The organism is Fibrobacter sp. UWB7 (genome assembly GCF_900142945.1).
Taxonomy (GTDB): domain Bacteria; phylum Fibrobacterota; class Fibrobacteria; order Fibrobacterales; family Fibrobacteraceae; genus Fibrobacter.
In genome coordinates, this window is sequence record NZ_FRCO01000002.1 from 233,261 (window position 1) to 246,531 (window position 13,271).

The window sequence follows — 13,271 nt, forward strand, 5'->3', positions numbered from 1 at the left end:
ATTTTACGATATGTTTAGAAGTATATCTTTTTGTGCTTTTCTCGTCTTTGCTCTCTCGTCTTTTGCAAAAGCCGAGGCTCCGCGTGTTGTGCCGACGATTCTCGATTCTGTGCCTCACGAAATGTCTCACTTTACGCAGGGGCTATCGTTTGATGGCAAGGATTTGATTGAAACTACGGGGCAGTATGGGCAATCGGGGCTGTATCGTCGTACACTCGATGGAAAAATCTTAGATTCCGCTCGCATTGAAGATCGTTATTTTGGTGAAGGTTCCGTTGTGCTTGGTGACGAGATTTACTACCTCACATGGAAATCGCACAAGGCTTTTATTTATTCTCGCAAGCCGTTCAAAAAGAAGGGGGAGTTCCGTATTCCGACCGAAGGCTGGGGACTTACGCTTTGGCGTGACCAGCTTTTGATGAGTAATGGTTCCGATGAACTTTTGCAAATTGCTCCGGGTGGCTTTGCGGTGTCGGGAATCATTAAAGTAACTGACGGTCGTTATTCAATCAAGCTCTTGAATGAACTTGAAGTCGTTGGAAATTTTTTGTACGCAAACATCTGGCAGACGGGCTTAATTGCAGAAATCGAGCTCCCTAGTGGGAATGTGCTCCGCTACATCGATTTTTCGAAAAAAGCGGGGGAGATTCGCGAAAAATTCCCTGGCGTAGATGTCTTGAACGGCATTGCCTACGACGGCAAGGATTTTTGGATTACCGGCAAGCTCTGGCCGCAGATTTATAAAGTCAAGTTTTAGTTTTTTTACTATATTAGAGCAAGCACCGGGGGTGCTCTGGTTTGCCAAAATTTCTGCTACTCGCAGCAATTTTGCCCTTCGGGTCTTTCGAACGCATGCGTTCTCAAGAGCTTAAATGCTCGCTAGCTCGCATTTAATCGACAGGCCTGTCTCAACCGAGCACCCTTGTGTAGAACACAAGGGGGTGCTCTGGTTTCGACAGGGTTACCGAAGTGTTAGTTGCAAGTCGAGGTCTCAGACGAGGGCAACTCGTTAAAAAGTCTGAAAAAAAATAAGTGCTGACGAAAACTACGCACTCGCTGCCTAATTAACGGCAACGCCGGGCCTCATTCCGCTCCCATCGGGATGTACGTCCGGACGCAATATGGGATAGGGAAGTGTCATGCCTGGGGGCATCTCCCGAGATTTACTAGGCTGGTCAAACTCCGCGCCGACCTTCTTGGGCGTGGATAAGACGAGATCTTAAATACGAAGGGAACACTTGTAGGAACGTACATGGACGTGATTTTGGACAGGGGTTCGACTCCCCTCACCTCCAGAAAAAAAGAACTCACTATGTGAGTTCTTTTTTTCTGTTTTATAAGAACCGCTCGGCTCTTGCGCAATCGGGAAAATCCATCTTCGCCTCGCTCTCACGAACACGACCCGTTGATACGGGTCGCTTATCGCTCACATTCTGCAAAATCTTTCTAAATTGAATTCAAAAGGAGGTTGTATGGATTGCAGAATATTAGTCCGTTTCATTGGAGTCCAAGAGGATCTTGATGCCTTGTGGAATGCGTTCTTGGAACATTTCCCGGAGGCTGAACTGCCTAGCATCGACTCTGGCGAATGGTATTCCGTCGAAGATTATATGACCGATGAATACGAATGCCGTTTTGAAGAACTTCCTGAATCCGAACTGTATGCGGTCGATGGAACGTTCCTTGTCGAAAACGAACCTCCAGAGGATGTCCTGACTGAAATTTTGGAACGCTTCGAGCGTGTTTACGCCGTGTTCAAGTGGTCTACGATGGACGTGGGTATCGGCTGTGGCACTAGCGAAGGCTGGGGCGAATTCAATGCCGATCGTGCCGATGATGGTTCTGACGAGGCAAATGAAATCTCCGAAGCTGTACTTGGATTCTAAGAGATCTTCTAAGTTCGCTTAGAACATCCAGCCAATGGCGAGAACGCTTTCAGCGATGGTCTTGTCCAAAAGTCGTGTGCCATATCGGCTCCTGTAAACTTGTGTGTGTTCTTGAAATTTTGGCTTTTGGATAAATGTACCAATGTTTATTTCCGTGCTGAAAATGAAATGTTCGTAGCAGTAATTGAAGCCAAATCCGAGTGTGTAATATAGGGCGTATTCTTTTTCTTTAAGGTTTAGCGCTTGTTTGTAAGAACTTGAATCTCGGTGCAAGTCTATATTGTATAGAACAGGGGCGATTTGTGCCTGGATAAAGCCTTCTAACTGACGATTTTTTTTATGGTGGTTTTCGCCATTGATGCTCACATAGCTATAACTGCCGATGTTACGTCGCCCCCAATGCCATCTCAATGCAAGCGGAACGGCAAAAGTCTGTATGGTTCCTTCGGCGTCTGTGTTTTCGCGAATGTTCTTGCTGTTGAATCCGTCATAACCGAATCTCAGTGCAAAACTCCAGAAGTCTGCGAACAGATGCTCATAACTTAAAGAAAAACTTAAACTTTGTGCGACCAAAAGAAGCGTCACTCTGTTTGAATTGTTGGGTGGGGCGCTTAATCCGAATGTGTCTGCAACTTCCTCTTGTTGCGGGAGTGCTTCTTGTTGTGTGGACGTTGCGGTATGTTCGGCGCGTTCAGAAGTTGCCTTTGCCGTGTCGATAACGTATGTTACCTTGTGCGTGTCCGTGTAGACTGTATCTACGATTCGTTCCTGTGAAAACGCGCAAACAACGCAGATGAAAATAAAAGCTAGTGTATGTCGCATATTAGAATCCTATTTTAGCATCTGTTCCAAAGAACAATCCTTTGGCGCACCATCCATTCATAAAACGGTATGTCGTCTTTTCTCGATAAGGATCATGAGTCAGGTATTTACGAGAATTATCGCCCCAGTATTGATAACCGACAATGAACCCAAATGACCAAAGCATGTTTTCGGCGTTCCAAGCCATGCCCAGTGTGGCGCTTGGGGCAATGCCGACATCGATACTTCCTTTTTTGGGGTCGGCGCTTTTATATTTCTTGTCGTAGGCTATCTTAAATGCAGGACTTGCCATGGCTTGAATGTAGAAGGAAATGCTGTTTAGTGGAGTGTTCCTGAATTTTACGGGGTGCTTTTTCGGGTTGACTTTAGTTGTTGTAAATGTGAGGTAGTATTGGCGATATCCGATACCTGGGCTAAAGATGCTTCTAAAACCTTCCCACGAACGGTCTTCTTGACCAATTGGGTGTTCATAAAATAGGATGATGCTAGATAAATTAAACATGAGCGAACCTCTGTACGAGTTTTCTATTTCGTAATCGAAGTCGAGCATGGAAACTCCAAACCATATCGAAAACAGTGTGAGACCTGTTATGGCGCCGATGTATAATTTATTTGCAGGCGGAATGGTGTCGGTACTATATTCCGTGATGAATTCGTTCTTTACAGGCTTAGTTGTACTTTTAAATGCTTCGTTGTGTTCGGCTGTTTTAGCTTGCTGATCATTATTGTTGCTTGCTTGAAAGCCCGTTTCCTGTATGTAGACGGTATCAGGCGGGGATACTACGTAAAGCGTATCTGTGATTCTTTTTTGAACATAGACCGTGTCGGTTATACCCAACGCTGGGCTAATGGCGATGGCGAAAAATACAGCGAAAATTAAACCAATACGATTGAACTTCATTAGAAAATCCCCACGCCAAAGTTTATCCTGATGTCAAGCTGAAGCCCGCCGGTAATGTAGGAATATTGCTTGTTGAGCAATTCCTTGTCTGTAAAATTATAAGCTAAACCATATTCAAAGCTGAAAACATTGCGGTCCCCTCTGAAAATATGTCCGCTGTGTATATAAGGGGAGTATAAATAAGCGGTTTCGTGCCTGCTGTGCGGTCTATCGTTGATGAGGTTTGTGTTGTCCCAGGTGTTGTCGTAATCGTGCTTGCGGATGAGCCAGTTTCCACCGATATCAATAAAGCCACTGTATTTTGATGGTCTAAAATAATGGCGGTAGCCAATGCCAATATCGTATTGCGCGATGTAACCATTATAAATATGACTGGATGTTCCCCAAGGAATTTTTTTACTGTAACGGAAATTCATCATAAAAGAATTTTTGCGGTTTCCGGCAATTTCCAAATTCCCGCCAACGGATGTGAGCGTAGAATCGCTCATGAGCCAGAGAAATGAAACAATGTCAAAGTGCAAATAAACGGAATGGTGCGTGTAGCTTGTGTCGTAACGTAAAAATTTTGTGGTGTCTTCTCCAAGCGGGTTGCGTTCTGTCGGTGTGCAACATTTCTCTTGCAATTGTTGTTTGGCTACGGCGGTGTTCTTGATGTAAATCGTATCGGTTTTTGCTTTTATCGGAATGTAAACGGTATCGCGGACAATTTGTTCCACAAAAACAGTATCGTGCAAGTTTAAATTTGCACTGAAAGCTGTGGCGCAAAACAGTAGAATTGTTAATAAAGTTTTCATCAAACGCAAATATAACAAACGGCAAAATTTAATCTAGCCAAGTAGAATGTTTTTTGATAAAGGGTAATATAAGCAGATTGTAATGTGATAAAAGTTATATGAATGGTTGCTCGGGTAAACGCTATTGTTTTTTTACTTGCATTTTGACTCTCTAATTTCTAAATATATTTCGGGTTGGAATCGGTGTGTGGAGGTTTTATGTTTTTATCCCGTATTGTGCCGTTCTGCATCGCAACGGCATTCACCACGTCACTTGCTGTTTTGGACTTGCCCAATGCGCAGCCAAAAGTCGATGAATCTTATTGGAACAAGGCTCTCGATAGTACTTGGCAAGGTTTAATCCGTCGAAATATTCAGCCGTATAGTGCTGGTGTTGGGCTGATTCACCGCCCAAAGAGTGAAGCCCCGGGCGATGCTGTGAGCGAAGGCGTGGGCTATGGAATGCTCGTTTCGCTTTATGCCAATGATCAGGCTTCGTTCAATAAAATGTGGGATGAAGCGAATTCTTCAATGTGGGGTGGCTGCTATTACAACTGGCAAATGTCCGTTGAAGGCAAAATTGTCGGTAGAGGTGCTGCTTCTGATGCCGAAGAAGATATTGCTCTTGCTTTGATTTTTGCCGATAAGCTTGTTTCTGCGGGTAAGTGGCAACCGTACACATCAACAAAGTTTGGTTACGATTACAAGTCCCATGCTCAGAAAATTCTCGATTGCATGTGGAGCACCGAACAGATTACGAGCAATGGTATTTTGGCTCCTGGTGCTGGCTGGGGTGGCTATGATTTTGTCAATCCGGGGTATTTCTCTCCGGCTTGGTATAAGGTTTTTGCCAAGTTTGATTCTAATGGCGATCGCTGGAATAAAGTGGTCGATAAGTCTTACGAAATCATTTCTAAGAGCCCGGGCTACAGCATGGGTATGGTCCCGGACTGGATGACGCCTGATGGCGGCTGGGTAGGCTCGGCAGGGCTTGGTTACAACGCCTATTTCGAAAGCAAGGCTTTCTTCAAGGATGCAATCCGCATTTTGTGGCGTGTCGCTATTGACGCTATTTGGTTTGATGAAGAACGCGCAAAGACGTTCCTCAAGAATGCTTTGACCTTTATTAATTCTAAAGGTGGCGCAAAGGCTGCAAACTTCTACCAGATCGAAAAAGCGGGTGAGCTGTTGCCTCCTGAAGACAAGTGGTACGATTTTAACAATTCTAAGGATACGACGACTTGGCGTTATCGTAGCGAACATAGCCATTTGACGATTGGCATGTGGGCGACAGCAGCAATGGCTGTGGGCGAGAAGGAAGACCGCATTGCCTTCAGTGAAGAAATGGGCAAGTTCTACGAAGGTGGCGATTACTTTGGACTTGCAAAGAACGAAACGGATGCGCTCGAAGATACGCTCCATAACGAGATGTATTTTGACCAATTCTTGGCTTGGTTCGGCACTTCCATGATGAGTGGTGCTTTTGTGAACGTTGTTGATGCCATTGACAATCCGAAGACGGCTACAGTTGGAGATTCTTCTTCGCTTACGAAACCTGTTGTTGGAATTGCTGAACATCGCATGGCTCGTGTGGTGGGCATGAAGATTAGCCATTTGGATGGCGCCGTGATGATGTCCGTTCCCGAAATGGCTCAGTGGAGAATCTTTGACTTGAACGGTCACGTTGTGGCGACTGCCTCTGGTAAAGATTTCCTCTGGAAATCCCGTGGTCAAAGCGGAATCTATGTTGTGAAGGCTGTTAGCCGTAAACAAAGTTATTCTCGCAAGATTACTGTTCGCTAAATTTCGGCGGGTAGAATATTCTACACCGCCATTTTTTCTAGCAATGTATCGCAGATTTCTGCGAGCATTCTTTCGTGCGTGCACACTTCGGGAGACACTCCTTCTATTGTCCCCGTCGTGTAATAGCTCGTGCAGGCGCACTCATGTGCACAGCAGCGGTAGCGAATATCGCACCCCTCGCATTCTTTTTTGTCGTTGTCCAAAAATTCTCGAATCTTGTCGCAAGCCGTCTCGTCAAAGCCGGTGAAAACGTTCCCCTGCACATAGTGGGTGTTTGGGTTTGAGGTGATGAACCGTGTGCAAGGGAACATATTTCCATTCGTTGCGACACCGATGGCTCCATTGTACACATGGCACGAATAAAGCCTGTATCGCGAATTGATAAGCGCTATTTTTATTTTGTCATGAATTGTGCCGAGGAAGAACTTGTCACCCTTTTCGCGACATGCCCTCCAATATTCTGCCATTTTCTGGTATTGCAAGGCGAGCTTGTCAAAATCTTCGCCGCTCCATTTGCCGTCAAAATCGACACTTGTAGTAAGGCTCTGGAATCCCTGTTCGTGCAACCACTTAACGCTCTCGAAAAGCGTGTTGACATGGGCGCGCGTAACGGTGCTTAATGCAATTGCTCCGAGTTTTACGAATCGCGGAATGTGCTTTTCGATAGCCTTGAAACTACCTGTATTGCTGACTGTGCGGCGGGCGATATCGTGATGGTATTCTGGCCCATCGAGTGAAAGGTAAATGCGGAATTTTTCACGCTCGCAAAAGTCAAAAAATTCATCATCGAACAGTGTACCGTTCGTGTTGACTGCAAATTGCAACCTGAATTTTTTAGAAATTTTGCCATTGTCCATCGCGTCATCGACAACCGCCTTTGCGAATTCGACACCTTTATAAATGGCATCTCTTCGCAAAAGCGGCTCACCCCCAAAGAACGTGATGTTCAAGTACGATTGCCTAAAGAAAATCGTGCGGTCTAGCGCAATTTTAATCGCCTGCTCGAGAGTCGCGTCGTCCATGACCGTTTTGCGGTCTGCTTGCGATTCCTTGTAATAGCAGTAGGTACAACGTAAATTACATTGTTCTGTAAGGCAAAGGACTAAATTCATGCTTGAATGTCGTCTTGCTCGAACGTGGTGACCATGCTGAATATCATACACGAGCCATCATCGCAGATGTGTATGCGAGGGTTGAGCGTATCTATGGCAGGTGTGGTTTGAGTGGCAGGGATTGCTGTTTTGCTGCTGCTGGACTGTGTGCTTGGCGTACTTTCGCTCGAGCTGCTTTCTGTAATAATGGGGTCGCCTGCGAGAGGTTCGGGCTCTTCTATGGAACTGCTTGACAGCGTTTCGCTTGAAGAGGATTCTTCGTACGGCGGGAGAATGCCTGCTTCTGGAGGCGGCTCGTAAGACGAACTGCTAGGTTTTTCGACGGAAGAACTGCTGAGACGTTCAGAAGACATGACCATCGGGGAACCCGATTCCGGCGGCGGGTACACCATGGAGCTGCTACTCAATGGCTGCATTGCAGAGGATAGTGCTTCGATGGCTTCGCTGCTGAGATGTTCTCCGCTTGAAGAAATGTCGGTATAGCTGGAACTGCCGTATTGTTCTCCGCATGCCGCCTGTCCGCATGTCGGTTCGTTCTCTGGCTGCTGCTTGGGATGGTCTCCGCTATTTGCCGATACACTGTCGTCGCAAGCTGTTGCACCGATGGATGCCGCAATTCCGAGTGCAGCTGCGACTGTAGTTTTGGTAAAATGGCTCAATTTTGAGTTTTTGACGACTTTCTTCTTCTCAATTTTCATGGTTACACCCAGCGCTTGCAAATTTTATGCGTTGTCGAACATCTCGTATGTCGAAACCATGCTCACTAGCGGAAAGTCATCGTCGTCATGGCACATAATGACGTTTACGCCCATAGAATCAATTTTGTTGCAATCTCTTGGCCATGGTGGGACGACTTCTGTGGAACTGCTAGATTCTTCCTTGACGCTCGACGAACTGCGGGGCTTTTCGACAAATGTGCTGCTAGAACTTTCGGATGAGCTGCTGACGATTTCTTCTGACGAACTGCTTTGAATTGGTGCAACAGAAGAGCTGCTTGGCGTTTGTACGGAAGAAGAAGAAAGCGCTTCGATGGCTTCGCTGCTGAGGCGTTCGTGGCTTAGCGGAATATCTGCTACAGAAGAACTTGATTGTATTTCGGGGCTTTCGGAGGCGTCGCTGCTGTTTGGATTGTTGTTGTCTGGTTCAACAGGGCCGATAACCTGACCACTTTCAGCATCGCCTGTACAACCACTCATCATAATTGCGGACATGCCAAGCATTGAGGCAACGCCTGCCTTGGATGCATTCGACAAACGTGAATTTCCGGTAACTTTCTTCTTCTCGATTTTCATAAAAATCTCCTTCAACCATAACACTCCGCTTTAATATAGTTTGTTTTGGAGTATAAAGACCACTTTTAGCTTGTTTTAATATTTTCGCCCGTACGTTTTTGTTGCATCCGTTGCATATAGAGGGGGCAAAAGAAAAACGCCCGGTTTCCCGAGCGTCTTTTGTAATTAAGTTCTCTTAACTAGTAACTATTAACTAATAACTAGTAACTGCGACGAAGTCGCGAACTACGTCTTATCTTCACCGCGGAGCATGATGACCTTGCCCGTGCGGATGTATTCCACGATTTCGAACTTCTGCAACAAGCTCTTGAGGGTATCGACCTTCTGGCTGTTGCCCGTAATCTGGATAATCATGGACGTCATCGTCATATCCACCGTGTTGGCGTGGAAATGGTCGCAAAGCTGCAAGATTTCGGTGCGCTGTTCTGCAGTGCAACGGACCTTGATAAGTGCGAGTTCCTTTTCCACGGCGTCCGTACCGGTATGGTCCTTGGCCTGTACCACGTCCACGAGCTTCTCGAGCTGCTTGATGATCTGCATCAAGATTTCGGGATTGCCGTGAGCGATGATGTTCATGCGGCTGAAGTTCGGGTCGAGCGTGGGGGAGACGACGAGAGAATCGATGTTGTAGCCACGGCGGGAGAACACGAGTGCAATACGCACGAGCACGCCCGGGCGGTTTGCCACTAACAAGCTAATAGAATGTGCAATATCTTTCATTTTCTAATTCTCCTATTACGTCGATCCGGTGGGTTTTTCGAGCTGCGTCTTCGGCTGTTCGGTGATCATGCTAGTGATTGGAGCGCCTGCCGGAATCATCGGGAACACGTTGTCTTCCTTTTCGCATTCGCAGTGGATGAGAATCGGGCCGTCGTTGTAGTCCAAAGCCTTCTGGATCACGCGTTCCGCATCGGCCGGACGCTTGATACGGAGCCCCGGGATGCCGTAAGCTTCAGCGAGCTTCACGAAGTCCGGGTTGCCTCTCATGTCAACGCTGGAGTAGCGGTGGTCGTAGAAGAGTTCCTGCCACTGGCGCACCATGCCGAGGTACTTGTTGTCCATCACGAAAATCTTGATGGGGAGCTTGTGGATGGCGGCCGTTGCAAGTTCTGCTTCGGTCATCTGGAAACCACCGTCACCGCTGAAGCTGCAAACCGGCCAACCGGTTTCGTTGCCGAATGCGGCACCGATAGCAGCCGGGAAGCCAAAGCCCATCGTGCCTGCGCCACCGCTGGAGTGGAGCTGACGCGGATAGTTGATGTGGAAGAACTGTGCCACCCACATCTGGTGCTGGCCCACGTCTGTGGTAACAATAGCCTTGCCCTGCGTAAGTTCGCTCACGGTAGCAACGATGTGCTGCATACGGAGGCCGCCCTGCTTGGCGTAGGTAAGCGGGTAGCGCTTCTTCCAAGTCTGGCAAGTCTTGATCCAGTCGGCGGTATCAAGCTTGTTCACCATCGGGAGGAGCTGTTCCAGGACGAGCTTCGCGTCACCGCACATGAACACATCCGGCTGCAACACCTTGCCTTCTTCGGCTGGGTCGATGTCAATGTGCATCTTCACGGCGTTCTTGCAGAATTCGCTGAGCTTACCGGTAATGCGGTCGTCCCAACGGCTACCGATCGAAAGGATCAAGTCGCATTCGAGGACAGCCTTGTTGGCGTAAATTGTACCGTGCATGCCGAGCATGCCGAGAGAAAGTTCGTGGTCGGTCGGGAATGCACCGAGGCCAAGCATTGTGCAGCAAACCGGAGCGCCGAGCTTTTCGGCGAGTTCCTTCACCTGGCGGTGTGCGCCGGAAATCATGGCGCCGTGGCCCACGAGCAAAAGCGGCTTCTTGGAATTCTTGAGGTATTCCGCGGCCTTTTCGACGCTTTCGGTAGAAGCGTAGGTCGGAATCTTATAACCCGGAAGATCCATCTGATCCGTGAACGGAGCGGTGCAGGGGCCTGCAGTCACGTCCTTCGGGAGGTCGATAAGCACCGGGCCCGGACGGCCTGAACGTGCAATGTGGAATGCTTCCTTCATCACGCGCGGGAGGTCGTTCGTATCCTTCACCAAGTAAGAATGCTTCACGGTTGCAAAAGTCATACCGCTAGTATCGCATTCCTGGAAAGCGTCCTTGCCCAAGTTCGGAGTCGTCGTCTGCGCCGTGAGCACGACGATAGGGCTAGAATCCATGAGAGCTGTATAAATACCTGTAAACGTGTTCGTTGCACCCGGACCGCTAGTGACAAGAGCTACACCGACCTTACCGGTCTGGCGGGCATAACCGTCAGCCATGTGGGTTGCGCCCTGTTCATGACGGCTGAGCACAACTTTGATGCTGGAGTCGAGGATGGCATCGAACATCGGAATGGCCGATCCACCGGGATAGCCGAAAATTGTATCAACGCCTTCACGCTTGAGGCATTCGATAATCACTTCGGCACCACTTAAGGTCTTATTTGCCATAATTTATCCTGTCTTTTAAAGAGTAGATGAAAATTTAGATGGGCTGAAATATAGGAGTATTTTTTGAGGGTGGCAAGAGGTAAAACCCGACTTTTGTGAAAAATTTTGAAATTTTTGGCAAAAATTTTAATTTTTGAATGCTGAAAAATGTAAAAATTGATGATTTTTGTTAAAAGTTTGAATTTGATGAATTGTGGTAAAGTAAAAATTGATGATTTTTGAATTAAAAGTTGATTGTTTTAAAATTTTACGTCCAAAATAATGCGTAAAAATGGATTAGTATGCGAAAAGTATCTCCATAAACTGATTTGCCTTCACAAATATCCGACGACAACAACTAATAACTATTGACTAATGACCAACGACCTAATCTCTCCGCATAAAATTTTCTAATTTAATTCTATGATTAAAAAGATTTTTCTCTCGCTGATTCTTGCGGCCGCCTTTGTGTTCGCCGCTGACCCGATCACCATTGAAGGGCGTTTGACCGAAATTCCGGGCAAAATGCCGAGCAATGACTTATATAGCTATGTCTATGTATTTAAGTACAAGGTCCAAAAGGTGGTCTCGGGCAAGCTCGACGCCAAGGAAGTTCTCGTGGGCGTTTATAACCCGCTCATCGCCCGTGGCAAGGTCAAGGACAAGATGGCAGACAAGTCCAAGGGCAACGTTGGCGAATTCAAGGCTAAGTCTAAGTACACGCTCAAACTCATTCCGCTTGAAGGCAACTGGGACGGTGCTGTCGAAGACGAATACTTTGACGACGAATCCCCGCGCTACTTGGCTATTGAAGTGAACGAGTAATTAATGGTTTTCTCTTCCCAGATTTTTCTTTTCTATTTCTTGCCGACATTTTTGGTTGGCTACTTTGTTCTCTTCAAGCTCGGGGCTAAGCATTCGTTCCTGAACTTGTTCATTACCATCTTCAGTTACGTTTTTTACGGCTGGCTCGAACCATGGCTCGTGTTCCTCATGTTCGGCTGTACGCTCGTGGTGTACGTGGCTGGGCGGTTCATCTCGGCTCCTGACGCAAGCAAGTTCCAGCGTAATTTTGCGCTTGGCACGGCGATTGCGGTAAACCTCGGTGCGCTTGGGTTCTTCAAGTATTACATGTTCGGCATGGGGATCGTGAACGATTTTGCGACCATGCTCGGCTGTGAGCCTTTCTCGATTATGACGGTCCTTTTGCCGGTGGGCATTTCGTTCTACTCGTTCCAGTCCATGAGTTACGCCATTGACGTGTGGCGTGGTACGGCACCTCCGGTCAAGAACTTTGCGACTTTCGCATGTTATGTGGCGCTTTTCCCGCAGCTTGTGGCGGGTCCGATAGTGCGTTACAATACGGTTGCCGAAGAACTTGAAACACGCACGCATACGCTCGAAAATTTTGTGCGTGGAATCCTGTTCTTCTGCTTTGGCTTTACCGAGAAAATCTTCCTTGCAAATCAGGTGGGTATTATCGCAGACCGCGTTTTTGCGGCCGATGCTCCGGGCGTCATCAACAGCTGGTGGGGCTCGCTTGCCTACATGTTCCAGATTTACTTTGACTTCTCGGCGTATTCTAATATGGCGATTGGTCTTGGACTTATGCTCGGGTTCCATTTCCCGCGCAACTTCAACGGCCCGTACCGCTCTGTTAGCATTACGGACTTCTGGAAGCGCTGGCACATTTCCCTCACGAGCTGGTTCCGCGATTACCTGTACATCCCGCTGGGTGGCAACCGCGTGCCGACGGGGCGCATGTACTTCAACCTTTTCCTCGTGATGTTCGTGAGTGGCGTTTGGCATGGCGCGAACTGGACGTTTGTCTGCTGGGGTCTTTACCACGCCTTCTTCATGATTGTCGAACGTGCAAACAACAAGAACGCTTGGTACTACAAGGCTCCTCGCGTGGTGCAAATCCTTCTGACCCAGGTGATAGTGCTCTTTGGCTGGGTGCTGTTCCGTGCAGATTCTATTGGCGATGCTGTCCGCATGTGGAAGAATATGATTGGGCTTGGCGCAACGGCTGCTTCCGACGTGATTTTGTCTGCTGAAATTTTCACGCCGACGTGCATTGTGTTCATGTTGCTGGCGGGTCTGCTTTCGTTCTGGAAGTTCCGCAGTTACGACTGGTGTATTGACGTTTCGTTCAAAAAGTCGCTCATTGCACTTGGTTTATTTATTTTGGCAACGCTTGCGCTCTTTACCCAGAGCTACAACCCGTTCCTTTATTTCCAATTCTAGTT

13 protein-coding genes and 1 other RNA gene are annotated in these 13,271 nt (G+C 47.5%); 6 read left to right on the top strand and 8 right to left on the bottom strand.

Annotated elements, in window-relative coordinates; translation table 11 throughout:
* The first annotated feature begins 10 nt into the window (after positions 1 to 10).
* The 3 genes from BUC30_RS06500 (at position 11) to BUC30_RS06510 (ending at position 1,886) form a co-directional block, all read left to right on the top strand.
* Positions 11 to 757 carry a glutaminyl-peptide cyclotransferase gene (locus BUC30_RS06500; protein WP_073424096.1) on the top strand — a complete coding sequence of 249 codons (747 nt, stop codon included), beginning with the start codon at positions 11 to 13 and terminating at the stop codon, positions 755 to 757.
* A gap of 180 nt (positions 758 to 937) precedes the next feature.
* Positions 938 to 1,298, top strand: a transfer-messenger RNA (tmRNA) gene (gene ssrA / locus BUC30_RS06505).
* A gap of 174 nt (positions 1,299 to 1,472) precedes the next feature.
* Positions 1,473 to 1,886 (top strand): hypothetical protein, encoded by a 414-nt coding sequence (locus tag BUC30_RS06510; protein WP_073424097.1) that lies wholly within the window; start codon positions 1,473 to 1,475, stop codon positions 1,884 to 1,886.
* A gap of 18 nt (positions 1,887 to 1,904) precedes the next feature.
* Here BUC30_RS06510 and BUC30_RS06515 read toward each other — a convergent pair whose 3' ends face one another.
* Genes BUC30_RS06515 through BUC30_RS06525 form a run of 3 tightly spaced genes read right to left on the bottom strand, consistent with a single transcriptional unit; the run spans position 1,905 to position 4,325 of the window.
* Positions 1,905 to 2,708, bottom strand: coding sequence for a hypothetical protein (locus BUC30_RS06515; protein ID WP_073424098.1), 804 nt, complete (start codon positions 2,706 to 2,708; stop codon positions 1,905 to 1,907).
* A gap of 1 nt (position 2,709) precedes the next feature.
* On the bottom strand, positions 2,710 to 3,609 hold the full coding sequence (locus tag BUC30_RS06520) for a hypothetical protein (RefSeq protein ID WP_073424099.1): 900 nt from the start codon (positions 3,607 to 3,609) through the stop codon (positions 2,710 to 2,712).
* Positions 3,609 to 4,325 (bottom strand): hypothetical protein, encoded by a 717-nt coding sequence (locus BUC30_RS06525; RefSeq protein ID WP_170861511.1) that lies wholly within the window; start codon positions 4,323 to 4,325, stop codon positions 3,609 to 3,611. The genes BUC30_RS06520 and BUC30_RS06525 overlap by 1 nt, the downstream gene beginning before the upstream one ends.
* Positions 4,326 to 4,601: 276 nt before the next feature.
* On the opposite strand from BUC30_RS06525, the gene BUC30_RS06530 reads away from it, so the two are divergent.
* Complete coding sequence (locus BUC30_RS06530; RefSeq protein WP_073424101.1) at positions 4,602 to 6,185, top strand: glycosyl hydrolase family 8; 1,584 nt, start codon at positions 4,602 to 4,604, stop codon at positions 6,183 to 6,185.
* Positions 6,186 to 6,205: 20 nt separating this feature from the next.
* Here the strand turns inward: BUC30_RS06530 and BUC30_RS06535 are convergent, their stop codons facing one another.
* The 5 genes from BUC30_RS06535 to ilvB all read right to left on the bottom strand — a co-directional run bounded on the left by BUC30_RS06535 (position 6,206) and on the right by ilvB (position 11,043).
* Positions 6,206 to 7,297, bottom strand: a complete 1,092-nt coding sequence (locus BUC30_RS06535) for a radical SAM protein (RefSeq protein ID WP_073424102.1) — start codon at positions 7,295 to 7,297, stop codon at positions 6,206 to 6,208.
* Positions 7,294 to 7,995 (bottom strand): hypothetical protein, encoded by a 702-nt coding sequence (locus tag BUC30_RS06540; RefSeq protein WP_073424103.1) that lies wholly within the window; start codon positions 7,993 to 7,995, stop codon positions 7,294 to 7,296. The genes BUC30_RS06535 and BUC30_RS06540 overlap by 4 nt, the downstream gene beginning before the upstream one ends.
* 24 nt (positions 7,996 to 8,019) lie before the next feature.
* Positions 8,020 to 8,589, bottom strand: coding sequence for a hypothetical protein (locus BUC30_RS06545; RefSeq protein ID WP_073424104.1), 570 nt, complete (start codon positions 8,587 to 8,589; stop codon positions 8,020 to 8,022).
* A 225-nt stretch (positions 8,590 to 8,814) separates the two neighbouring features.
* A complete protein-coding gene (gene ilvN, locus BUC30_RS06550; RefSeq protein WP_014547307.1) occupies positions 8,815 to 9,309 on the bottom strand; it encodes an acetolactate synthase small subunit in 495 nt (164 codons plus the stop codon).
* 15 nt (positions 9,310 to 9,324) lie between these two features.
* Positions 9,325 to 11,043, bottom strand: a complete 1,719-nt coding sequence (gene ilvB, locus BUC30_RS06555; protein ID WP_014547308.1) for a biosynthetic-type acetolactate synthase large subunit — start codon at positions 11,041 to 11,043, stop codon at positions 9,325 to 9,327.
* 402 nt (positions 11,044 to 11,445) lie between these two features.
* On the opposite strand from ilvB, the gene BUC30_RS06560 reads away from it, so the two are divergent.
* Positions 11,446 to 11,847: a hypothetical protein gene (locus tag BUC30_RS06560; protein ID WP_073424105.1), complete on the top strand. Its 402-nt coding sequence runs from the start codon at positions 11,446 to 11,448 to the stop codon at positions 11,845 to 11,847.
* A 3-nt stretch (positions 11,848 to 11,850) separates the two neighbouring features.
* A complete protein-coding gene (locus BUC30_RS06565; protein ID WP_073424106.1) occupies positions 11,851 to 13,269 on the top strand; it encodes an MBOAT family O-acyltransferase in 1,419 nt (472 codons plus the stop codon).
* Positions 13,270 to 13,271 lie beyond the last annotated feature (2 nt).